Raw genomic sequence first — 21,366 nt, forward strand, 5'->3', positions numbered from 1 at the left:
GAACCTCACATGCTCGATTCCAAACTGGTACGCACCCAGACCCAGGAAGTGGCCGATCGCCTCGCCACCCGCGGCTTCCAACTGGACGTGGCGCGCCTCGAATCCCTGGAGAACCAGCGCAAGTCCGTGCAAACCCGCACCGAGCAGCTGCAGGCCGAGCGCAACAGTCGCTCCAAGGCCATTGGCCAGGCCAAGCAGCGCGGCGAGGACATCGCGCCGCTGCTGGCCGATGTCGACCGCATGGGAACCGAGCTGGAAGAGGGCAAGCGCGAACTGGAGGGCATCCAGGCCGAACTGGACAACCTGCTGCTGAACATCCCCAACCTGCCGGACGCCTCCGTGCCGGTGGGCGAGGATGAAGATGGCAACGTCGAGGTCCGCCGCTGGGGTACCCCGCGCAGCTTCGATTTCGAAATCAAGGACCACGTGAGCCTGGGTGAAACCCATGGCTGGCTGGACTTCGAAACCGCCGCCAAGCTCTCCGGCGCGCGTTTCGCCCTGTTGCGCGGCCCCATCGCCCGCCTGCACCGCGCCCTGGCGCAGTTCATGATCAACCTGCACACCGCCGAGCACGGCTATGAAGAGGCCTACACCCCTTACCTGGTCCAGGCCCCGGCGCTGCAAGGCACCGGCCAGTTGCCCAAGTTCGAGGAAGACCTGTTCAAGATCGGTCGCGAGGACGAAGCGGATCTCTACCTGATCCCTACCGCCGAAGTGTCCCTGACCAACATCGTCGCCGGTGCAATCCTCGACGCGAAGCAGCTGCCGTTGAAGTTCGTCGCCCACACCCCCTGCTTCCGCAGCGAGGCGGGCGCTTCCGGTCGCGACACGCGCGGCATGATCCGCCAGCACCAGTTCGACAAGGTCGAGATGGTGCAGATCGTCGAGCCGTCCAAGTCCTTCGAGGCACTGGAAGGCCTGACCGCCAATGCCGAGAAGGTTCTGCAACTGCTGGAGCTGCCGTATCGCGTTCTCGCCCTGTGCACCGGCGACATGGGTTTTGGCGCGACCAAGACCTACGACCTGGAGGTCTGGGTGCCGAGCCAGGACAAGTACCGCGAGATTTCCTCCTGCTCCAACTGTGGTGACTTCCAGGCCCGCCGCATGCAGGCTCGCTACCGCAACCCGGAAACCGGCAAGCCCGAGCTGGTGCACACTCTCAACGGCTCCGGCCTGGCCGTCGGCCGTACCCTGGTAGCCGTGCTGGAGAACTACCAGCAGGCGGATGGTTCCATTCGCGTGCCGGAAGTCCTCAAGCCCTACATGGGCGGTATCGAAATCATCGGTTGATCCTCGCCACTCCCGCCTGCGCGGGAGTGATTCGAGCCTCCCCGAGCGCCCGCGTTCCGGTCCCTGCCGGATGCGGGCGTCGTTTTCCACGGCAACCACTGCAGCAAGGCGCTCCCATGGATTTCCTCCCGCTCTTCCATAACCTCAAGGGCCGTCAGGTGCTCGTCGTCGGCGGTGGCGAAGTCGCACTGCGCAAGGCCCGCCTGCTGGCCGATGCCGGGGCGGTTCTCCGGGTGGTAGCGCCGCAGATCGACAGCCAGTTGATCGAACTGGTGGAGGCTTCGTCAGGGCTGGCCCATGTCCGTGGCTATGCGGAGGCGGACCTCGATCAGTGCGTGCTGGTCATCGCCGCGACCGATGACGAGTCGCTCAACGCATTGATCTCGCAGCAGGCCCAGGCGCGCGGCGTGCCGGTCAACGTGGTCGATGCGCCGGCGCTGTGCAGTGTGATCTTTCCCGCCATCGTCGACCGTTCGCCGCTGATCGTCGCCGTGTCCAGTGCCGGGGATGCCCCAGTGCTGGCCCGGCTGATCCGCGCCAAGATCGAAACCTGGATTCCTTCCGCCTATGGCCAGTTGGCGGGGCTCGCCAAGCGCTTCCGCAGCCGGGTCAAGGCCTTGTTCCCCGATGTGCAGCAGCGACGCGTGTTCTGGGAGGACGTTTTCCAGGGGCCGATCGCCGAGCGCATGCTTGCCGGGCAGCCCACCGAGGCCGAGCGCATGCTCGAAGAACGTGTGGCGGGTGGCGGTACGCAGAGGGCGCTGGGCGAGGTCTACCTGGTGGGCGCCGGCCCCGGTGATCCCGACCTTCTGACCTTCCGCGCCCTGCGCCTGATGCAGCAGGCCGACGTGGTGCTCTACGACCGCCTGGTGGCGGGCCCGATCGTCGAGATGTGCCGGCGCGACGCCGAACGCATCTATGTGGGCAAGCGTCGTTCGGAGCATGCCGTGCCGCAGGAGGAGATCAATCGCCTGTTGATCGACCTGGCGCTCCAGGGCAAGCGCGTGCTGCGCCTTAAGGGAGGGGATCCGTTCATCTTCGGGCGTGGTGGCGAGGAGATCGGCGAGCTGGCGGCCAACGGCATTCCCTTCCAGGTGGTGCCGGGCATTACCGCTGCCTCGGGCTGCGCGGCCTATGCCGGTATCCCGCTGACTCATCGTGACCACGCCCAATCGGTGCGTTTCGTCACCGGGCATCTGAAGGACGGCAGCAGCGACCTGCCCTGGAGCGACCTGGTCGCGCCAGGCCAGACCCTGGTCTTCTACATGGGCCTGGTCGGCTTGCCGAGTATCTGCAGCGAGCTGATCCGACACGGGCGCTCGGCCAATACCCCGGCCGCCCTGGTGCAGCAGGGCACCACCAGCAACCAGCGGGTCTTCACCGGCACGCTTGGCGACCTGCCGCAGTTGGTCGCCCGGAATGAGGTGCATGCGCCCACGCTGGTGATCGTGGGCGAGGTGGTGCAACTGCGTGACAAGCTCGCCTGGTTTGAAGGGGCTCAGGTCGACTGAGCCACCCCTTTGCCGGGCAGGTGGTCGCGACCGTGGGGCTGGTTGAAGTCCTGCAGCGGGCCGGCGGGGATGATCCCGGTCGGGTTGATGGTGCGGTGGCTCGCGTAGTAATGCCCCTTGATGTGCTCGAAGTTCACCGTTTCGGCAACGCCTGGCCACTGATAGAGCTCACGCAGCCAGCCAGACAGGTTGGGGTAGTCGGCCAGGCGCCTCAGGTTGCACTTGAAGTGCCCGTGATAGACCGCGTCGAAGCGGATCAGCGTGGTGAACAGTCTCCAGTCGGCTTCGGTCAGGTGGGCTCCTGCCAGATAGCGACGCTCGCCCAGTAGCGCTTCGAGCCTGTCCAGCTCGCGGAACAGTTCGCCGAAGGCTTCCTCGTAGGCTTCCTGGGTGGTGGCGAAGCCCGCCCGGTATACGCCGTTGTTGATGGCCGGATAGATGCGCTCGTTGAGGGCGTCGATCTCCGTCCGCAGGGCGGGCGGATAGAAGTCCTGGCGATCGTTGGTGAGGCCGTCGAACGCCGAGTTGAACATGCGGATGATCTCGGAGGATTCGTTACTGACGATTCGCTCCTCGAATGTGTCCCACAGCAACGGCACGGTCACGCGGCCGGTGTACCCGGCATCATCGCGGGTGTAGCGCTGGTAGAGATAATCCAGGTTGCCGAGGGCATCGCCACTCGAGCCATGACTGCGATCGAAGGTCCAGCCGTTCTCCAGCATCAGCCAACTGACCACCGAGACGTCGATCAGGCTTTCCAGCCCCTTCAGCTTGCGGAAGATCAGCGTGCGGTGCGCCCAGGGGCAGGCCAGTGATACGTAGAGGTGATAGCGCCCCGGTTCGGCTGTGAACCCGCCCTTGCCGCTCGGGCCGGGTGACCCGTCAGCGGTGATCCAGTTGCGCCGGCGTGCGCTTTCACGTTGGAAGCGACCGTCCTTGGCGGTGTCGTACCACTTGTCCTGCCATTTGCCTTCGACCAGCAATCCCATGGCTCTGACCCTCTGAATTGGAAATTGGGCTCAGTCTAAAGGTGTTGAGTCGATTGAATGGCGCAAATTCAAAGTGTTTTTGATCGATTAATTCGAAGCGTTTCGCTCTTTCCACAGTCGCTCGGCTTCGCTGAAGGCGGCCTCGCGAGGATGGCCCAGACCGCGCAGCGCGAGTGCCATGGTGCCGAGGATGGCGAGCCGGGCGTAGGCGTCGTCGATGCTGCCGTCCCATACGCCCAGCAGCTGCGCTGCTTCGATGCGCTCTGGTTTGACATGGCGCAGCGGCGATAGGGCGGGCCACTCTTCATCCCAGGCATCGCCGCCTTCGGTGCCGAAGAGGTGGCAGGCGGCATCCGGGTTCACTTCGATCTCGCCGCCTTCGCCCTTGATGACGATGGCGTGGTCCCCCAGCAGTTGGCTGGCTTCCCTGTGCACCGCCTGGTAGCCGGGATGGAAGATGCTCTGCAGGCCGCAGCGGGCGCCGAGCGGGTTGAGGATGCGAGCAAGCGAGTGGATGGGAGAGCGCAGGCCGAGGATGTTGCGCAGGTCGATCATGCGCTGCAGCGTCGGTGCCCAGGCTCCCAGGGGGATGAAGGCGAGGCGCTGGTGGTCCAGCGCCTGGCTGACCTGCTGCCAATCGGCGCAGTCGGGGATGCCCAGCAGCTCCAGGCATTGTTCGGTGTAGATGCGCCCGACCGTGTGCAAGCCGCCGCCGTGCAGCAGGATGCGTACCCCGCCATTGGCCAGGGCCTTGGCTGCCAGGAGGAACCAGGGATGGTGGCGCTTCTTGCCGGCGTAGCTGGGCCAGTCGATGTCCACCTGGATCGCCGGGGCAAGGTTGCGCGCGCGGAAGGCTTCGGTGAAGCCGGCCAGCTCCTCGGCGCTTTCTTCCTTGTGCCGCAGCAGCATGAGGAAGGCGCCGAGCTGGCTGTCTTCGGTCTTGCCGTCCAGCAGCATCCCCATGGCCTCGCGGGCCTCTTCGCGGGTCAGGTGGCGGGCGCCACGCTTGCCCTTGCCGAGGATGCGGACGAACTGGGCGAAGGGGTGTTCAACAGGGGCGGCGGGAGTCATAGGCAATTGGTCGGCTTGGGCAGGCCGGCGAGCTTGGCGGCAAGCTTGGCCGGTGCGCCCTTGAACAGGTGGTTGAGGTGCAGGCTGTTGCCCTTTTCCGGGCCGAGCTGCTGGGCGACGTACTTGATCAGTGGCCGATTGGCCGGCGACAGCTGGAATTCGTCATAGAAGCGCCGCAGCAGTTCGAGGATTTCCCAGTGCTCGGCCTGCAAGGTGATCTCCTCGCGCGCGGCGAGGGCTTCCGCCACGGGGCGGGACCAATCGGCCAGCTCTTGCAGGTAGCCATCCTTGTCGAGCGGGATGCTCCGTCCGTTCAGATCGAGGCTGCTCATAGCCAGCTGTTCACCTTGTCGTACTGCACGCATAGCGTCACGAAGCCGGGGTAGTCCAGCAACTTGATGCGGGTGGGCGGGCTGCCGATTGCGCGCGCCACCACGTCTTCTTCCAGCGCGAATAGGGCAATGCCTTCGGGGAGCTGCTCCAGGCATTGACGTGGGTGGGTCGAGGCGCGCAGGGCCTGGACAGCTTCGCCGCTGAGCAGGATCGCGTCCTCGTTGCCCAGCAGGCGCAGGCAGCTGTCGAAGCGGTCGTCGCCAAACGGCGAATGGGAAAGCAGGTGCAATGTACTCATCAGAGGGTGATCACTTGGTCATGGCGCTCGATGAGGGCGCGCAAGGCGGCATCATCCAGAACTTCGACGGGAAGATTCAGGCTGTCGGTGGCCAGGCCGCGCTGGCTCAGGCTGTGGGCGCTGGCGTAAAGGGATTCCACACCGAACAGCGGCAGTGCCTGCAGGTTGGCGGTGAGGTCCTTCTGCTCCAGCCTGCCCGGAGACTGGCTGCTGGCGAGTTGGAAGACACCGTCGTCGAGGAACAGCATCGCCAGTGGCAAATCGAAGGCGCCGCCGGCCAGTGCGATGTCCAGCGCTTCGCGCGCACCCGGGCCGGCCCAGGGCGCGCGGCGGGTGATGATCAACATGGATTTGGCCATTCAATCCCCCCCGAAGCAGATCAGCCGATCGGCCATCTGCGCGGCTTCATGCAGCTGGCCCAGGCCGGATAGCGCCCAGCCCGGTGCCAGGTTGGCGGCTGCACGACCATAGCGCTCGGCCTCCTCCTGATTGATCACGCCTCGGCGCAGGGCGGCGGCGATGCAGACCACGCCATCCAATTGATGATCGGCCACGAACCTGGACCAGTCGCGGGCGATGTCCGGCTCGTCCTGTGGAGTCACCACATTGGCTGAGGCACTGTGAACGCCGTCCTGGTAGAAGAACAGGCGCGTGATTTCGTGGCCGCCGTCCAGCACCGCTTCGGCAAAGCGCAGGGCGCGGCGGGAGGAGGGCGCATGGGCAGGAGCGAAGAGGGCTATGGCGAATTTCATGACAGGGCTTCGAGCGGAAGAGCTGAGCGCATGATACGGCTTGCGACCGGCTTTTGCAGGCAAGAAAAAGCCCGCCGAAGCGGGCTTATGCAAGGCGCGGCTATCAGTCGTCGCCGCTCATCACGCCGAAGATCTGCAGCAGGCTGACGAACAGGTTGTAGATCGACACGTACAGGCTGATGGTGGCCATGATGTAGTTGCGCTCACCGCCGTGGATGATCGCGCTGGTCTGGAACAGGATGCAGACCGAGGCGAAGACCACGAAGCCGGCGCTGATCGCCAGCTGCAGGCCGCTGATGTCGAAGAAGAAGCTCGCCAGCATCGCGCCGATCAGCACGAAGAAGCCAGCCGTGATGAAGCCACCCAGGAAGCTCATGTCCTTGCGGGTGGTCAGCACGTAGGCGGACAGGCCGAAGAACACCAGCGCCGTCATGGCGAAGGCCGAGCTGATCACTTCGCCGCCATTGGGCATGCCCAGGTAGCGGTTGAGGATCGGGCCGAGGGTGTAGCCCATGAAACCGGTCAGGGCGAAGGTGGAGAGCAGGCCCCAGGCCGAGTTGCGCAGCTTCACGGTAAGGAAGAACAGGCCGTAGAAGCCGATCAGCACCACGAAGATGCTCGGGTAGGCGACGCGCATCTGCTGCGCGACATAGGCGACCAGGCCGCTGAATGCCAGGGTCAGCGCCAGCAGCCCGTAGGTGTTGCGCAGCACACGGCTGATTTCGAGCCCGCCGGCCTGCGCCTGGTTCAGTACGTAATCTTGATCGCTCATTGCAAAACTCCTGCAAGAAATTGGGTCCGTGACCGCAGTCGCCCGAAATGATAACAGAGGTCCGTAGCGGCTCTGTTGCGAGAGTTTGACAGCGTGTTGCGTTCGGGTAGTATGGCGGCCCGCAAATGCGGAAGTGTGGCCGAGTGGTTGAAGGCAGCGGTCTTGAAAACCGCCGACGGGAAACTGTCCGTGAGTTCGAATCTCACCGCTTCCGCCATATTCCTGCGCAGCAAAGCCCCGTTATGCGGGGCTTTGGCGTTTCTGGAGCACGGGAATTTCCGAGCGTTCGCTCGTTAAGCTCCACCCCTGTCACCGTCGTGCCTTCTGGATTCGCAGCCTCCTTGGTCGATGGTGGGGCGACGAACTGCTGATAACTGCGTAGGGATCGCTCGACTGCTTGCCGTCGCGAAGTGATTTGGCGCGGCCGGCAGCGCTTCAACTACAACTCATGTCTCTGTCGATGCATCGTGGCTGTACGCGGCTTTCGCTCTAGCCATCGGCGTGCCATACCTTTAGATCGGTCCTGTGATCCGGGCTCAGACGCACGCGTCTTCTTGCCTGATGCTCGATTGTCAGTCCTCAAGGTCTGTGTTTTGCTGGCGCTTGCTATTTGACGGTTATGAATCAAGCTAGGTCTTGTGAACCAGTCTTGATAATGTATCTGCCTTTCCACAATCCAGCCGCCCAGGCGGTCTGCGATGCACTGCGAGGTGTCGCTTGATTAGGGTACTGGTGGTCGATGACCACGATCTGGTTCGAACGGGTATTACGCGCATGTTGGCCGACATCGACGGCCTGCAGGTGATCGGGCAGGCCGAGAGCGGCGAGGAGGCCCTGAAGAAGGCGCGCGAACTCAAGCCGGATGTCGTACTCATGGACGTGAAGATGCCCGGCATCGGCGGTCTGGAGGCCACTCGCAAGTTGCTGCGCAGCCAACCCGATCTGAAGGTCGTGGCAGTTACCGTGTGTGAAGAGGACCCGTTTCCTACGCGCCTGCTTCAGGCAGGTGCCGCCGGGTACCTGACCAAGGGTGCGGCGCTGGAAGAGATGGTCCAGGCCATTCGCCAGGTCTTTGGCGGGCAGCGTTACATCAGTCCGCAGATCGCTCAGCAGTTGGCGCTCAAGTCATTCCAGCCGCAGACCAGCGGTTCCCCCTTCGATCTTCTTTCGGAGCGTGAGATCCAGATCGCTCTGATGATCGCCAACTGCCAGAAGGTGCAGACCATTTCCGACAAGCTCTGCCTATCGCCTAAGACCGTGAATACCTACCGCTACCGGATCTTCGACAAGCTTTCCATCTCCAGTGACGTCGAGCTGGCCCTGCTGGCCGTGCGGCACGGCATGGTGGACGCCGTCAGCTAAGATGTCCGACATTTTCGACGCAAGTGATTTCCTTGCCGCCTGCAGTGGGCGTCCGGGTGTCTACCGGATGTTCGACGAGGGCGGCAAGCTGCTCTATGTCGGCAAGGCGAAGAACCTCAAGAAGCGCCTCGCCAGCTATTTCCGCAAGACCGGGCTGGCGCCCAAGACTGCCGCGCTGGTTGCAAAGATCGCGCAGGTCGAGACCACCGTCACCGCCAACGAGACCGAGGCGCTGCTGCTCGAGCAGACCCTGATCAAGGAGTGGCGACCGCCGTACAACATCCTCCTGCGCGATGACAAGTCCTACCCCTATGTGCATCTCTCGGATGGCCCCTATCCACGCCTGAGCATCCATCGTGGTGCGAAGAAGCAGAAGGGGCGCTACTTCGGCCCCTATCCCAGTGCGGGAGCGATCCGCGAGAGCCTCGCTCTGCTGCAGAAGGCGTTCCTGGTGCGTCAGTGCGAGGACAGTTATTTCCGCAACCGTACCCGTCCTTGCCTGCAATACCAGATCAAGCGCTGCAAGGGCCCTTGCGTGGATTTGGTGGAGCCTGCCGAGTACGCCGAGGACGTTCGCCATTCGGTGATGTTCCTCGAGGGGCGCAGCAATGCATTGGCGACGGAGCTGTCTACCAGCATGGAGCAGGCCTCCATGCGCCTGGAGTTCGAGCGTGCCGCCGAGCTGCGTGATCAGGTCGCGATCCTGCGTCGTGTGCAGGACCAGCAAAGCATCGAGGGCGGTACCGGCGATGTCGATGTGGTTGCTGCCATCGTCAACCCGGGCGGCGCCTGCGTGCATATGATCAGCGTGCGTGGCGGTCGGGTGCTCGGTAGCAAGAACTTCTTCCCTCAGGTTGCAATAGAAGAGGAAGTCGGTGATGTGCTGGCCGCCTTCGTGGCGCAGTACTACCTCGGCAACCTGGAACGCGATCTGCCGCAGGAGCTTATCGTCAACACGGCCCATGAAGACTTCCCGACGCTGATCGAGGCCATCGCAGAGTTGCGTGGGCGCGAGTTGAGCATCAGCCATCGGGTGCGGACCAATCGTGCGCGCTGGCAACAACTGGCCGTCACCAATGCCGAGCTGGCCTTGGCCGCGCGCCTCGCCAATCGTCAGCACATGGCCGACAAGTTCGAGGCACTGGCCGAGGTGCTGGAGCTGGAAGAGCCGCCGCAGAGGCTCGAGTGCTATGACATCAGCCATTCCAGCGGTGAGGCGACCGTTGCCTCCTGCGTGGTCTTCGGTCCCGAGGGTGCGCTCAAGTCGGATTACCGTCGCTACAACATCGAGGGTGTCACGGCGGGGGATGATTACGCAGCCATGCACCAGGCGCTTACCCGTCGCTTCAGCAAGCTCAAGGACGGGGAGGGCAAGCTGCCCGACATCCTTCTCGTGGACGGCGGCAAGGGTCAGATGGCCATGGCGCAGGAAGTGCTCCAGGAGCTGGCCGTGCCGGACCTTATCCTTCTCGGCGTGGCCAAGGGCGTGACCCGCAAGCCCGGTTTCGAAACCCTCTATCTGAACGATGCCGCCCACGAGTTCACGCTGCCTGCGGATTCGCCTGCCCTGCACCTCATTCAGCAGATCCGCGACGAGGCTCACCGCTTCGCCATCACCGGCCATCGTGCTCGTCGTGGCAAGGCGAGACGGACCTCGAGTCTCGAAGAGGTGGCTGGCGTCGGTCCGAAGCGCCGTCGCGACCTGCTCAAGCATTTCGGCGGGCTGCAGGAACTGGGGCGTGCCAGCGTCGAGGAGATCGCCAAGGCGCCTGGTATCAGTAAAAAGCTCGCGGAGTCGATTTATGCGGCTCTGCACAGCGAGTAGAATGCCCGCTCATTTCCGGTTCAGCTGTCACGATGAATATTCCAAATCTCCTCACCGTTCTGCGCGTTCTGCTGATTCCCGTCTTCATCCTGCTGTTCTACATGCCGTTCTCCTGGAGCTATCTGGCAGCCAGTGCGGTATTCGCCATCGCAGCGGTGACCGACTGGTTCGACGGCTACCTGGCTCGTCGCTGGGAGCAGAGCACGCCCTTCGGCGCCTTCCTCGATCCGGTCGCGGACAAGTTGATGGTCGCCGTGGCCTTGGTGTTGTTGGTGGAGGAGCACCACAACCTGTGGTTGAGCCTGCCTGCCGCAATCATCATCGGCCGCGAGATCGTCGTGTCCGCTCTGCGGGAATGGATGGCCGAGATCGGTGCCCGTGCGCATGTAGCGGTATCCAACCTCGGCAAGTGGAAGACCGCGGCGCAGATGCTGGCGTTGGTCATCCTGCTGGCCAATCCGCCGCATTTCACCTTCTGGGTGCTGGTGGGCTACGTGCTGCTGATCGTCGCTGCCGGGCTGACCCTTTGGTCCATGCTGCACTACCTGCTGGCCGCCTGGCCGCATCTCAGCACCGAGCCGAAAAAGAAATAAACTATTTTTGAATCAAGGGGTTGACGGGCGCCGATGAATCTATAGAATGGCGCCCGTCACCAAGACAAAGCGGGAATAGCTCAGTTGGTAGAGCACGACCTTGCCAAGGTCGGGGTCGCGAGTTCGAGTCTCGTTTCCCGCTCCAGATTGTCGCGATAGACGCCGCCCAAAGCGGCGTCTTCGTTTGAGGCCGGATGGCAGAGTGGTCATGCAGCGGATTGCAAATCCGTGTACGCCGGTTCGATTCCGACTCTGGCCTCCAATATAAAACCCCGCAGGTTCACGCCTGCGGGGTTTTTTCTTTGGGCGCTGTCATGCATCGTTCGTGTAACTCCGCAGGCCGCCATCAAGTGGTTGAATTCACGACCGCGCTCGAATGCCGGCACTTGCGCTTGGTTATCTTCGCTGCTTCGAGCAGTCGATCGAATGTAGATAGCTGATCTGCGTGGTTTTTTCGTCAGCTTGCGCGAGCGATGGGGGGTGTATATAGTCCTGCCCTCGCGAATGGAGGGGCTTCCTTTCCAGTGCGCTGCGCTACCGCCCGAATGGCGAAATCGGTAGACGCAAGGGACTTAAAATCCCTCGGGGGAAACCCCGTGCCGGTTCGACCCCGGCTTCGGGCACCATATGAATCAAGGGCTTGCGTGCATCCTGTACGCAGGCCCTTGCTGTTTCTTGGTACGCAATTCTGTTTTCGGTACGCAATTCAGCGAGTCGGGGTGACTTGGCGTTCGCTATCGGAGTAGGCACTTCCGGGACTGTTGCGATATAAAATTCTGCGTCTCGTAAACTCCGCTGGTTCCTGTCGGTCAGATTCATCGAAACAACTCAAATAAAGGCCTTCCATGTCCAAACTCGCAGAATTCAAAGCCCTCGAAGCCAAACTCGCCGAGCAACTTGCCCAGCTCGATGCCTTGAAGAACGATAAAGAACTCAAGCGTGAAATCGAGTTCGAGCAGAAGTTGCGAGCGCTGCTGGGTGAATACGATTACTCCCTGCGCAATATAATCGCGATCCTCGAACCATCGGCTTCGCGCAGCCCCGCGCCGGTCAAGGCGCGTGGTCAACGCCGTGAGCGTGCCACCAAGATCTACATCAACCCCAGGACCCAGGAGCGTGTGGAGACCAAGGGTGGCAACCATGCCGTGTTGAAAGCGTGGAAAGCCGAGCATGGCGCTGAGGTCGTGGAGTCCTGGCTGCAGTAAAGGACTTCCTCTGTTTCGCAATAAGCCCGCTTCGGCGGGCTTATTGTCATCTGTGGCGGAAGGCTCCGGCAGCCGTTGACTGTCAGGCTGTCAGCCCGCGCAGAGCACCTTGTGTAACACCTCTCTTATATTTCCGCGATTGTGGAGCGAGGCATTATCGCTGCGGTGGATATGCCGCGCCGAAAGTGTGTATGCACTCCACAGGCTCGATTTTCAAACTCTCGTCCCCCCTTCTTTGGGTCGGTGGCCCCGAAGATGCGGGTAGCTAGCCTCCAGATGCCGATATCCAGGCGCGCGTCGATAAAGACCCAGGACGAGAGGAGTCAAGGAAATGATCAGATATGCCCTAGTTGCCCTGCTGCTGTTCGCTGGCCAGATCGCCCAGGCCGCGACCATCAATGCCAACCTGCAGTTCTACTTCTTCGGGACGCTGGCCCTGAAGCCGAGTGGTCTGGGCACCACCATCACCTGCAATGTGGAGCTCACCGGAATCGCGACTCCGTCGGTCGCGACGATCCTGAGCGCCAAGTTCACCGGATTGGGCCTGTGCCCGGCCCTGAGCGCCGCCGGGCTGCCCTGGTCCTGGACGCCCACCAGCGTGACGAGTGCCTACATGGCGGGAGTGAAGCTCTCGCTTGCAGGTATTGCTTGCAATACATCCCCTGTCACCCTCAACGGTGCCTGGAGCAATTCGAGCACCGCCTTCACCGCATCGCCCTATCAGCCGCTGGGAGGCTGCATCGTGCAGTCGCTGTTCCTGTCTCCGACGCCGTCCTTCACCATCAGCCCATGACATCCTTGCCCGGCGGCGCGAGTCTCCTGCGCGCCCCGGGCCGATCAGGCGCTGAGTTTCTTGGGGTGTGGCACGCCCGCCTGGATGCGTTCGTAGACTTCCTTGCGATGCACCGCAACGTTCCTCGGCGCGATGATGCCGAACTTCACTTGGTGCCCGTGGATGCTGATCACTTCCACGGTGATGCCGCCTTCAATGACGAAGCGTTCGCCGACCGAATTGATGAGGAGCTGCATGTCGGGTCTCCCTGCAGGGTTGTCGTGAGGCGTTGTGGCAGCACTCCCCGGGACGTTGCCATGGCTCCGTGACTGGCGTGGATTGCAGCTGCCTGATCACCTGACCCATCGCCCGGTTTCGAAGTTCCCCCTATCTCGATGCATGGCCATGCCGTTGCGCTTTCCCGACCAAGGATGGGGGGCGGCTCCGCTTGTCCGATTCCCCGCGTGCTGCGTGAACCGCTTCGCCGGGGCGGTGCCAAAGTTGAAATTTTTCTTGCAGTGGCCCGTCTCGCCCGTGCTTCGCGGCACTTTTCAGCTAGCCTCAGTGCTGCCTGAAGGAGTCAGGTTCAAGAGGTCGATGAATGGAATCCAAGGAACAGCAACTGGTTCGCCTGCTCAGTCTCACCACCCGCAGCCTTACCCACCTCACTGCCGCGATGACCGAGATGTCGTTCGAGATGATGCGCAGCGACGACCAGGCCATCAAACAGGCCGGGCAGCGCATGATCGACCACCTGGCGGCCATCGGCGCCGGTCTTGACCAGCACTGGGAAACCCTGGGCACCTACGCCGGTGAGCCCGTCGTCCACGAGGCCACGGAAACCCTGGTCGAGGTCGAACTCAACTTGCCCGCCGACGAGCGCTGAGCGCCATCACGGCGCGGTCATCCCGCTGTCACCGTTCTGCCACCGGAGTCCGCTGCAATCCCCCTATTCATACGGGGAGGGTGAGCCATGCAGCTTTGCGTCGTCGGTGCGGGTTACGTCGGGCTGGTGGCAGCGGCCTGTTTCGCCGAAATGGGCAATCGTGTCGTCTGCGTGGAGCGTGATCCATGGCGCCTGGCGCGGCTGGTTCGCGGCGAGCCGACGATCTACGAACCCGGCCTGGAAGCCATGCTGAAGATGCACCTCGCCAGCGGCCAGCTGAGCTTCAGCGCGCGGCTGGAGGAGGGGATCGACCGGGCGGAGATCATCTTCATCGCCGTCGGCACCCCCAGCGGCGAGGACGGTTCCGCCGACCTCTCCCATGTGCTGGCGGTGGCCGACCAACTGGGTGCCGCGCTGCGCCGCCCCTGCCTGGTGGTGAACAAATCCACGGTGCCGGTGGGCACGGCGGAGCGGGTGGCCGATCGCATCCAGGTGGCGCTCGCGCGGCGCGAGCTGGCGTTCACCGTCCCGGTGGCGAGCAACCCCGAGTTCCTCAAGGAAGGCTCGGCGATCGACGACTTCACGCGCCCGGACCGCATCATTATCGGCTGCGACGACGCGGCCTCGGGCGAGCTGTTGCGGCGCCTCTACGCACCCTTCTCGCGCAATCACGACCGGGTACTGGTCATGGCCACACGCGCCGCCGAGTTCAGCAAGTACGCCGCCAATGCCTTCCTCGCCACACGGATTTCCTTCATGAACGAGATGGCCGGGCTCTGTGCGCGCCTGGGCGTCGACGTGGAGGAGGTGCGTCGTGGCATCGGCAGCGACCGGCGCATCGGCACCCATTTCATCTACGCCGGTTGCGGCTATGGCGGCTCGTGCTTCCCCAAGGATGTACGCGCGCTGATCCGCAGTGCCGAGCAGGAGGGCATCGAGCCCGGCATCCTGCGGGCGGTCGAGGCGCGCAACGCGCTGCAGAAGACCCTGCTGTTCCAGTCCGTGCGCGAGCACTTCAACGGCTTCGTGCGGGGACGCACCGTTGCGATCTGGGGGCTTGCCTTCAAACCGGGCACCGATGACCTGCGCGAAGCGCCGAGCCTGGTCCTGCTCGACGCGCTGCTGGCTGCCGGCGCCCGCGTCCGTGCCTGCGACCCGGTGGCCGCGCCAGCCGTGGCGGCGCGCTACCCGGAGCAGCTCGCCAGTGGCCAGCTACACTTGGGCGACTCGCCGTACCAGGCGGTGGAAAATGCCGACGCCCTGGTGCTGGTGACCGAATGGAAGCAGTTTCGCCAGCCGAACTTCGAGCGGATTCGCGGTCTGATGAAAATGCCGGTCATCTTCGATGGCAGGAATCTCTATGACCCGGCGCAACTGGCCGATCTGGGGTTTCTTTATCGCGGCATCGGACGCCCAGCAGCTGGGCATTGTAAGGCGACTGCGGCCTGATTAGACTGCGCGGCAGTTCGCCCAACACCCCACCTTTTCAAGGTTAAACATGATCAAGAAATGCCTGTTCCCGGCCGCTGGTTACGGTACCCGTTTTCTGCCCGCCACCAAGGCCATGCCCAAGGAAATGCTGCCGGTGGTGAACAAGCCACTGATCCAGTACGGCGTTGAAGAGGCCCTGGATGCGGGTCTCAGCGAGATCTCCATCGTCACCGGCCGCGGCAAGCGCGCCCTGGAAGACCACTTCGACATCAGCTACGAGCTGGAGCACCAGATCAAGGGCACCGACAAGGAGAAATACCTGGTCGGCATCCGCCGCCTGATCGACCAGTGCAGCTTCTCCTACACCCGCCAGGTGGAAATGAAAGGCCTGGGCCACGCCATCCTCAGCGGCCGCCCGCTGATCGGCGACGAGCCTTTCGCCGTGGTCCTGGCGGACGACCTCTGCCTCAACCTCGACGGCGACGGCGTGCTGACCCAGATGGTCAAGCTGTACAACCAATTCCGCTGCTCCATCGTCGCCATCCAGGAAGTGCCGCCGGAGGAAACCTCCAAGTACGGCGTGATCGCCGGCGAGATGATCCGTGACGACATCTACCGCGTGAACAGCATGGTCGAGAAGCCCAAGCCGGAAGACGCCCCGTCCAACCTGGCGATCATCGGCCGCTACATCCTGACCCCGGACATCTTCAAGCTGATCGAAGAGACCGAGCCGGGCAAAGGCGGCGAAATCCAGATCACCGACGCCCTGATGAAGCAGGCCCAGGACGGTTGCGTGCTGGCGTACAAGTTCAAGGGCAAGCGTTTCGACTGCGGTGGCGCCGAAGGCTATATCGACGCGACCAACTACTGCTTCGAGAACCTGTACAAGACCGGCAAGGCCTACTGATCAGGCCGCGCTCGTCGCACCGACAGGGCCGCCTCCGGGCGGCCTTGTCGTTTCCGGCATCCACGCGTAGCCCGGGAGGCGATGTGATCGCGGCTCAGGGAATCTCCATCGCCTCCGAGCCCGGCCCCAGTGGCTGCCCATAGCTGAACTCCACATAGTTGCCCGCCGGGTCCCGCAGCCCGCAGTAGTAGCCCACCGGGTAGGGTTCGTCCCGCGGCGCCCAGACCAGGCAGCCCTCGGCGTCGGCGCGCCTGGCGATGGCGTCCACCGCTTCGCGGCTTTCCAGGGCGAAGCCGAAGTGGCTGTAGTCGTCCGGCGCCAGGTCACGCGGCCGGCCGCCGGGCATGATCACGAAGATGAAGCGGTGCTCCTGCCCGGGCTCGGCCATCCAGACGATCCGCGAGCCCTTGCCGGCGCGCTCGTGGATCACCCGCATGCCACAGAACCGTTCATAGAAGTGGATGCACGGCTCCAGGTCGGGAACGTGCAGGGCGAGATGGGTGAGGGCAGGGCGCATGGGGGTTCCTCCTTCGCTGGCTCAAGCATAGGCCTGGCAACTGGTCAGCGGCGTGCGTTCAGGTATGCTGGCCGCCTGTTTCTGGAGACCCTGCCATGGCCTACGATTTCGACCTCTTCGTCATAGGAGCCGGTTCCGCCGGCGTTCGTGCCTCGCGCTTCGCCGCCGGTTTCGGTGCGCGCGTCGCGGTAGCGGAAAGCCGCTACCTGGGCGGCACCTGCGTCAACGTCGGCTGCGTGCCGAAAAAGATGCTGGTCTACGGCGCCCACTTCTCCGAAGACTTCGAGCAGGCCGAGGGCTATGGCTGGAACCTGGGCGAGGCGGGCTTCGACTGGGCCACCCTGATCGCCAACAAGAACCGCGAGATCCAGCGCCTCAACGGCATCTACCGCAACCTCCTGGTCAACAGCGGCGTCACCCTGCTGGAAGGCCACGCGCGCCTGGTGGACGCCCACACCGTGGAAGTCGGCGAGCAGCGTTTCAGCGCCGAGCACATCCTCGTCGCCACCGGCGGCTGGCCGCAGATCCCGGAACTCCCCGGCCGCGAACACGCCATCAGCTCCAACGAAGCCTTCTTCCTCGAAGAACTGCCCCGGCGCGTGCTGGTGGTCGGTGGCGGCTACATCGCCGTCGAGTTCGCCTCCATCTTCCACGGCCTGGGCGCCAAGACCACGCTGCTCTACCGCCAGGACCTGTTCCTGCGCGGCTTCGATGGCACCGTGCGTACCCACCTGCGTGACGAGCTGACCCGCAAGGGCCTCGACCTGCAGTTCAACGCCGACATCGCGCGCATCGACAAGCAAGCCGACGGCAGCCTGCTGGCCACCCTCAAGGACGGTCGCACCCTGGAAGCCGACTGCGTGTTCTACGCCACCGGCCGCCGCCCGATGCTGGATGGCCTGGGCCTTGAGAACACCGGCGTCGAGCTGGATGAGCGCGGCTTCATCAAGGTGGACGACGAGTACCGCACCGCCGAGCCCTCCATCCTCGCCCTGGGCGACGTCATCGGCCGCGTGCAGCTCACCCCGGTCGCGCTGGCCGAAGGCATGGCCGTCGCCCGTCGCCTGTTCAAGCCCGCCGAGTACCGCCCGGTGGACTACGACCACATCCCCACCGCCGTCTTCAGCCTGCCCAACATCGGCACCGTCGGCCTCAGCGAGGAAGATGCCCGCGCGCGCGGCCATAAGGTCAAGGTCTTCGAGAGCCGTTTCCGCCCCATGAAGCTGACCCTCACCGAGAACCAGGAGCGCACCCTGATGAAGCTGGTGGTCGACGCCGAGAGTGATCGCGTGCTCGGCTGCCACATGGTCGGCCCCGAGGCGGGCGAGATCATCCAGGGCCTCGCCGTGGCCCTCAAGGCCGGCGCCACCAAGCGCATCTTCGACGAGACCATCGGCGTGCACCCGACGGCCGCCGAGGAGTTCGTCACCCTGCGCACCCCGGTCGGGAACTGACCCGGCGATGGAGCGGCTCTTCTACCTGTCCGACCTCTTCGGCGTCGCCGTCTTCGCCATCACCGGCGCGCTCATGGCCGGGCGCAAGTCCATGGACCTGTTCGGCGTGCTGGTGATCGCCATCATCACCGCGCTGGGCGGCGGCACGCTGCGTGACGTCATCCTCGGCAACCACCCGGTGAGCTGGATACGCGACGACACCTACATCCTCGTCGCCTCCCTGGCGGCCGTGGGCACGGTGCTCTGGGTCCGCCTGACCCGCCCCATCAACGAAACCGGCCTGCTGGTGGCGGACGCCTTCGGCCTGGCGGTGTTCACCGTCTATGGCACCGAAGTGGCCCTGCAGCACCAGGTGCCGCTGAGCACGGCGGTGATCATGGGCGTGATCACCGGCGTCGCCGGCGGCGTGATGCGCGACGTGATCTGCAACGAGATCCCGCTGATCTTCCAGAAGGAGATCTACGCCATCGCCTGCGTGGCCGGCTCCCTGGTATTCATCGGCCTGCTGCACCTGGGCCTGCCGCGCTGGTTCGATACCGGCGTGGCCATGCTGGTGGTGCTCGGCACGCGCCTGGCGGCGATCCGCTGGGGGCTGTCGCTGCCACGCTTCCACCTGCTGGACCGGGACTGAGCGCGCCCGGGATCGCTACCGCGCCTGGTTCGCGGCGGGTCGTTCGGCCCGCACCTCGATCGTCACCTCGCCACCCCGTGCGAAGCGCAGCGTCAGCGGAAAGCGCTCGCCATCCTCCAGCGCGCCCTTGAGGCCCACCAGGGTCAGGTGGCTGCCCATCGGCGCCAGCTTCAGCACGCCGCCGGGCGGCACGCCGAAGGACACCAGCGTCATCACCCGGCGTGCCTCGCCGATGCGCACCGTAGTCTGCAGGTCCACCCGCCAGGCGCGGGGCGTACTGGCGCCCACCAGGCGATCGCCCTGGGCGCCCGTGTCGGTGATGTCCAGGGAAACCACGGCAGCGGTGGCATCCCAGTCGGAGGGCTGCGCCCGCGCCTCACCGAGCGACAGCTCGGCGGCCTGGGCGGTGGCCCCGGCCAGCAGCATCAGCACGGCCAGTGCGTGGCGTTTCCAGGGCAGTGAAATGGACAGGAGGAGAGGGCGCATGGGAGGTCCGGAAGGCGGTGGATCGCCGCGCACGATACCACCGCCTGCGGGGTCGCCCTCAATCCGCCGCCGGCAGGGCGACTTCCGAGAGCGGCACCGGCATCACCACTGGGGTGCCGTCGGGCAGCGCGGCACGGGTGCGCTCGACCATGCCCTGTTCATCCAGCAGGCGGATGGTCTGCGGCCGCTCGGGATCGTTGCCGAAGAAATCCTCCCAGTGGCCGAGCACCACGAGGCGCGGACGGCTGACCTTGAGCAGCGCGTCGGGGTAACGCTGCACCTGGTTCCACGAGCCGACGCAGAGAATCTCCACGTCGATGCCCTTGCCATCGGCGAGGATCGGCGGGAAGCCGTAGGGCGGCGTGCTGGCGGAATCCTGGTAGTGGATGCGGTACACAGGCCTGCCGGCGTCATCCAGCAGGTCCACCAGCCAGGCCAGGGTCTGGCCTTCCTTCCAGTTCCATACGGCCGTCGGCAGCTCCGTCAGGTCCTGGTCGTAGCGGCCGCGCAGGAAGGTCATCCCGGCGAAGTGCGGGGCGTGCATGCTCTGGATCGGCATGGCGCGGAAACGTCGTTCCCTGGAGTAGAGCCACGTCCCCGGCTGCGCCGCCTTGCCGGCTTCCTTGATGTTGGCCATGGCCGGTTCCGCGTTGACGATGCGCGCCGCCGGCAGCGCCGCCCGCAGGATGTGCCCGGCGGTGGCCGAGCCGTAGGCGATGGCATTGGGCGCCTGCTTCTGCATCACCCGTGGCACGTCGAGCAGGTGGTCGTAGTGGGCGTGGCCGATCAGCAGCATGCTGACGTCATCGGCAGGCGGCATGCGCGCGTCGATGGCCCCTTCATCGGCCTTCACCCGCAGGGGCGGGAGGCCGAGGAAGGCGGGGTTGCTGAAGGAGGGTGCGAACAGCAGGCCCTCGCCACGCCAGTGCAGCAGGTAGCCGCCGACACCCAGGTATTGCAGCTTCGGCGGGGGCGCATCGCGCTCGAAGGTCAGCGGCAGGTTCACCGGGTCGCGGGCGCACCCGGCCAGGCTGAGCAGGAGCAATAAGGCGTATCGGCGCACGTGGGTCCCTCCGGTTGGCATGGTCCGAGCGCACGAGTATGGCGTGCCGCCGCTGCGCTTTCACCCGTCGTTCGGGCGGTTGCCCGGGCGCGCGATTGGCGATTGGCGAATGCCCGGAAAACCGCGACACTGCACGCTGTTTTTGCGCCTCGCTTCATCCAGGGAGAGATCGAAATGCCCAGATTGCCGCTTCTTTTCGCCTTGCTGGCCTGCGCGGGTATCGCCCAGGCGGAAATCAAGACCCAGGAAATCCCCTACAAGGCCGCCGACGGCACCGCGCTGGTGGGCTACTACGCCTACGACGATGCCATCGAAGGCAAGCGCCCCGGCATCGTCGTGGTGCACGAATGGTGGGGGCTGAACGACTACGCCAAGCGCCGTGCGCGCGATCTCGCCGAACTGGGCTACAGCGCCCTGGCCATCGACATGTACGGCGAAGGCAAGAACACCGAGCACCCGGCCGATGCGCTGGCCTTCATGCAGGCCGCGCTCAAGGATGGCCCCGCCGCCAAGGCTCGCTTCCTCGCCGGGCTCGACCTGCTCAAGCAGCAGCCGCAGACCGACGCCACCAAGCTCGCCGCCATCGGCTACTGCTTCGGCGGCAAGGTGGTGCTGGACGCCGCCCGCCAGGGCGTGCCGCTCGCCGGCGTGGTGAGCTTCCACGGCGCCCTGGCCACGGCCACCCCGGCCACCAAGGGCAGCGTCAAGGCCAAGGTGCTGGTGGAGCATGGCGGCCAGGACAGCATGGTCACCAAGGCCGATGTCGCCGCCTTCAAGGAGGAGATGGACAAGGCCGAGGTCGACTACCGCTTCGTGCTCCAGGCCAAGGCCAAGCACGGCTTCACCAACCCGGATGCGGATCGCCTCAGCCACGCCGGCCACGGCAGCGAGAAGGGCCCGGACATCGGCTACAGCCAAGTGGCCGACGAAAATTCCTGGGCCGACATGCAGGGCTTCTTCAAGGACCTCTTCCCCCGCTGACCCCGTGTCCGCGCCGCTCTCAGCGTGACGGGCGGCGCAGGCGCGGCGTATGCCCCTGGCTGTCGTTGCGCTGCCCGGTGCGGGCCTGGTCGCGACGCGCTTCCTCCACCAGCACCTCGTGATCGGCGATCTCCGCCGGCGTCTGTTGCGGGTCGTTCAGGTTGTTGCGCTTGCGCTGTGTCATCGACGTCTCCTCGCCCTGCCTTGCACGCCCCCGCGAGTCGGTCGCGGCGGCGA

At 64.6% G+C, this 21,366-nt stretch carries 25 protein-coding genes and 4 tRNA genes; 17 read left to right on the forward strand and 12 right to left on the reverse strand.

The genetic code is table 11. From position 1 onward, the window contains the following. The first annotated feature begins 9 nt into the window (after positions 1–9). Positions 10–1,290, forward strand: a complete 1,281-nt coding sequence (gene serS / locus HSX14_RS13295) for a serine--tRNA ligase (protein WP_173174257.1) — start codon at positions 10–12, stop codon at positions 1,288–1,290. 116 nt (positions 1,291–1,406) lie between these two features. Next, positions 1,407–2,801 carry a siroheme synthase CysG gene (cysG, locus tag HSX14_RS13300; RefSeq protein WP_173174255.1) on the forward strand — a complete coding sequence of 465 codons (1,395 nt, stop codon included), beginning with the start codon at positions 1,407–1,409 and terminating at the stop codon, positions 2,799–2,801. Here the strand turns inward: cysG and HSX14_RS13305 are convergent. The 7 genes from HSX14_RS13305 to HSX14_RS13335 all read right to left on the reverse strand — a co-directional run bounded on the left by HSX14_RS13305 (position 2,789) and on the right by HSX14_RS13335 (position 7,016). Next, the gene (locus tag HSX14_RS13305; protein WP_173174253.1) at positions 2,789–3,790 is read right to left on the reverse strand and encodes a glutathione S-transferase family protein; all 1,002 of its coding nucleotides are present in this window, start codon (positions 3,788–3,790) and stop codon (positions 2,789–2,791) included. The two genes, cysG and HSX14_RS13305, sit on opposite strands and share 13 nt — an antisense overlap. A gap of 87 nt (positions 3,791–3,877) precedes the next feature. After that, complete coding sequence (locus tag HSX14_RS13310; RefSeq protein ID WP_173174251.1) at positions 3,878–4,861, reverse strand: glycosyl transferase family protein; 984 nt, start codon at positions 4,859–4,861, stop codon at positions 3,878–3,880. Beyond that, positions 4,858–5,193: a TusE/DsrC/DsvC family sulfur relay protein gene (locus HSX14_RS13315; RefSeq protein ID WP_173174249.1), complete on the reverse strand. Its 336-nt coding sequence runs from the start codon at positions 5,191–5,193 to the stop codon at positions 4,858–4,860. Before HSX14_RS13315 ends, HSX14_RS13310 begins: the two co-directional genes overlap by 4 nt. Next, the gene (tusB, locus tag HSX14_RS13320; protein ID WP_173174247.1) at positions 5,190–5,492 is read right to left on the reverse strand and encodes a sulfurtransferase complex subunit TusB; all 303 of its coding nucleotides are present in this window, start codon (positions 5,490–5,492) and stop codon (positions 5,190–5,192) included. The genes HSX14_RS13315 and tusB overlap by 4 nt, the downstream gene beginning before the upstream one ends. Beyond that, positions 5,492–5,851: a sulfurtransferase complex subunit TusC gene (gene tusC / locus HSX14_RS13325; protein WP_173174245.1), complete on the reverse strand. Its 360-nt coding sequence runs from the start codon at positions 5,849–5,851 to the stop codon at positions 5,492–5,494. Before tusC ends, tusB begins: the two co-directional genes overlap by 1 nt. Then, on the reverse strand, positions 5,852–6,244 hold the full coding sequence (gene tusD / locus HSX14_RS13330) for a sulfurtransferase complex subunit TusD (protein ID WP_173174243.1): 393 nt from the start codon (positions 6,242–6,244) through the stop codon (positions 5,852–5,854). Between the two features lie 103 nt (positions 6,245–6,347). Continuing rightward, positions 6,348–7,016: a Bax inhibitor-1/YccA family protein gene (locus HSX14_RS13335; protein ID WP_111262163.1), complete on the reverse strand. Its 669-nt coding sequence runs from the start codon at positions 7,014–7,016 to the stop codon at positions 6,348–6,350. A gap of 129 nt (positions 7,017–7,145) precedes the next feature. Between HSX14_RS13335 and HSX14_RS13340 the strand changes: the two genes are divergently transcribed. The 9 genes from HSX14_RS13340 (at position 7,146) to HSX14_RS13380 (ending at position 12,794) form a co-directional block, all read left to right on the forward strand. Then, positions 7,146–7,233: transfer RNA gene (locus HSX14_RS13340), tRNA-Ser, on the forward strand. Between the two features lie 500 nt (positions 7,234–7,733). Then, a complete protein-coding gene (gacA, locus tag HSX14_RS13345; RefSeq protein ID WP_173174241.1) occupies positions 7,734–8,378 on the forward strand; it encodes a response regulator transcription factor GacA in 645 nt (214 codons plus the stop codon). A 1-nt stretch (position 8,379) separates the two neighbouring features. Then, positions 8,380–10,203, forward strand: coding sequence for an excinuclease ABC subunit UvrC (uvrC, locus tag HSX14_RS13350; RefSeq protein ID WP_173174239.1), 1,824 nt, complete (start codon positions 8,380–8,382; stop codon positions 10,201–10,203). Between the two features lie 32 nt (positions 10,204–10,235). Beyond that, positions 10,236–10,796 (forward strand): CDP-diacylglycerol--glycerol-3-phosphate 3-phosphatidyltransferase, encoded by a 561-nt coding sequence (gene pgsA / locus HSX14_RS13355; protein WP_111259913.1) that lies wholly within the window; start codon positions 10,236–10,238, stop codon positions 10,794–10,796. A 69-nt stretch (positions 10,797–10,865) separates the two neighbouring features. Beyond that, positions 10,866–10,941, forward strand: a tRNA-Gly gene (locus tag HSX14_RS13360). A gap of 43 nt (positions 10,942–10,984) precedes the next feature. Next, a tRNA-Cys gene (locus HSX14_RS13365) sits at positions 10,985–11,058 on the forward strand. Between the two features lie 277 nt (positions 11,059–11,335). Further along, positions 11,336–11,422, forward strand: a tRNA-Leu gene (locus HSX14_RS13370). Between the two features lie 219 nt (positions 11,423–11,641). After that, positions 11,642–12,001 carry a histone-like nucleoid-structuring protein, MvaT/MvaU family gene (locus HSX14_RS13375; protein WP_173174237.1) on the forward strand — a complete coding sequence of 120 codons (360 nt, stop codon included), beginning with the start codon at positions 11,642–11,644 and terminating at the stop codon, positions 11,999–12,001. 331 nt (positions 12,002–12,332) lie between these two features. Further along, positions 12,333–12,794, forward strand: a complete 462-nt coding sequence (locus HSX14_RS13380) for a hypothetical protein (RefSeq protein WP_173174235.1) — start codon at positions 12,333–12,335, stop codon at positions 12,792–12,794. A 44-nt stretch (positions 12,795–12,838) separates the two neighbouring features. Here the strand turns inward: HSX14_RS13380 and HSX14_RS13385 are convergent, their stop codons facing one another. Beyond that, the gene (locus tag HSX14_RS13385; protein ID WP_111259916.1) at positions 12,839–13,030 is read right to left on the reverse strand and encodes a carbon storage regulator; all 192 of its coding nucleotides are present in this window, start codon (positions 13,028–13,030) and stop codon (positions 12,839–12,841) included. Between the two features lie 344 nt (positions 13,031–13,374). Here HSX14_RS13385 and HSX14_RS13390 point away from each other — a divergent pair, with 344 nt between their 5' ends. From HSX14_RS13390 to galU, 3 genes are all read left to right on the forward strand, one after another. Further along, positions 13,375–13,659: a hypothetical protein gene (locus tag HSX14_RS13390; RefSeq protein WP_111259917.1), complete on the forward strand. Its 285-nt coding sequence runs from the start codon at positions 13,375–13,377 to the stop codon at positions 13,657–13,659. 87 nt (positions 13,660–13,746) lie between these two features. Further along, positions 13,747–15,108 carry a UDP-glucose dehydrogenase family protein gene (locus HSX14_RS13395; protein ID WP_173174233.1) on the forward strand — a complete coding sequence of 454 codons (1,362 nt, stop codon included), beginning with the start codon at positions 13,747–13,749 and terminating at the stop codon, positions 15,106–15,108. Positions 15,109–15,157: 49 nt separating this feature from the next. After that, positions 15,158–15,997: a UTP--glucose-1-phosphate uridylyltransferase GalU gene (gene galU / locus HSX14_RS13400; RefSeq protein ID WP_074972625.1), complete on the forward strand. Its 840-nt coding sequence runs from the start codon at positions 15,158–15,160 to the stop codon at positions 15,995–15,997. A 94-nt stretch (positions 15,998–16,091) separates the two neighbouring features. Here galU and HSX14_RS13405 read toward each other — a convergent pair whose 3' ends face one another. Beyond that, the gene (locus HSX14_RS13405; RefSeq protein WP_173174231.1) at positions 16,092–16,514 is read right to left on the reverse strand and encodes a VOC family protein; all 423 of its coding nucleotides are present in this window, start codon (positions 16,512–16,514) and stop codon (positions 16,092–16,094) included. Between the two features lie 95 nt (positions 16,515–16,609). Here HSX14_RS13405 and gorA point away from each other — a divergent pair, with 95 nt between their 5' ends. Continuing rightward, positions 16,610–17,968 carry a glutathione-disulfide reductase gene (gorA, locus tag HSX14_RS13410; protein ID WP_173174229.1) on the forward strand — a complete coding sequence of 453 codons (1,359 nt, stop codon included), beginning with the start codon at positions 16,610–16,612 and terminating at the stop codon, positions 17,966–17,968. 7 nt (positions 17,969–17,975) lie between these two features. Beyond that, complete coding sequence (locus tag HSX14_RS13415) at positions 17,976–18,599, forward strand: trimeric intracellular cation channel family protein (protein WP_173174227.1); 624 nt, start codon at positions 17,976–17,978, stop codon at positions 18,597–18,599. A gap of 15 nt (positions 18,600–18,614) precedes the next feature. Here HSX14_RS13415 and HSX14_RS13420 read toward each other — a convergent pair whose 3' ends face one another. Next, positions 18,615–19,085: a copper chaperone PCu(A)C gene (locus tag HSX14_RS13420; RefSeq protein ID WP_173174225.1), complete on the reverse strand. Its 471-nt coding sequence runs from the start codon at positions 19,083–19,085 to the stop codon at positions 18,615–18,617. A gap of 58 nt (positions 19,086–19,143) precedes the next feature. Continuing rightward, on the reverse strand, positions 19,144–20,148 hold the full coding sequence (locus HSX14_RS13425; RefSeq protein WP_173174223.1) for an MBL fold metallo-hydrolase: 1,005 nt from the start codon (positions 20,146–20,148) through the stop codon (positions 19,144–19,146). Positions 20,149–20,322: 174 nt separating this feature from the next. Between HSX14_RS13425 and HSX14_RS13430 the strand changes: the two genes are divergently transcribed. After that, positions 20,323–21,129 (forward strand): dienelactone hydrolase family protein, encoded by an 807-nt coding sequence (locus HSX14_RS13430; protein WP_173174221.1) that lies wholly within the window; start codon positions 20,323–20,325, stop codon positions 21,127–21,129. A gap of 19 nt (positions 21,130–21,148) precedes the next feature. On the opposite strand, the gene HSX14_RS13435 is transcribed toward HSX14_RS13430, so the two are convergent. Beyond that, positions 21,149–21,313 (reverse strand): hypothetical protein, encoded by a 165-nt coding sequence (locus tag HSX14_RS13435; protein ID WP_173174219.1) that lies wholly within the window; start codon positions 21,311–21,313, stop codon positions 21,149–21,151. Positions 21,314–21,366 lie beyond the last annotated feature (53 nt).

The sequence above is a fragment of the Pseudomonas tohonis genome (assembly GCF_012767755.2).
GTDB classification, from domain to species: Bacteria; Pseudomonadota; Gammaproteobacteria; order Pseudomonadales; family Pseudomonadaceae; genus Metapseudomonas; species Metapseudomonas tohonis.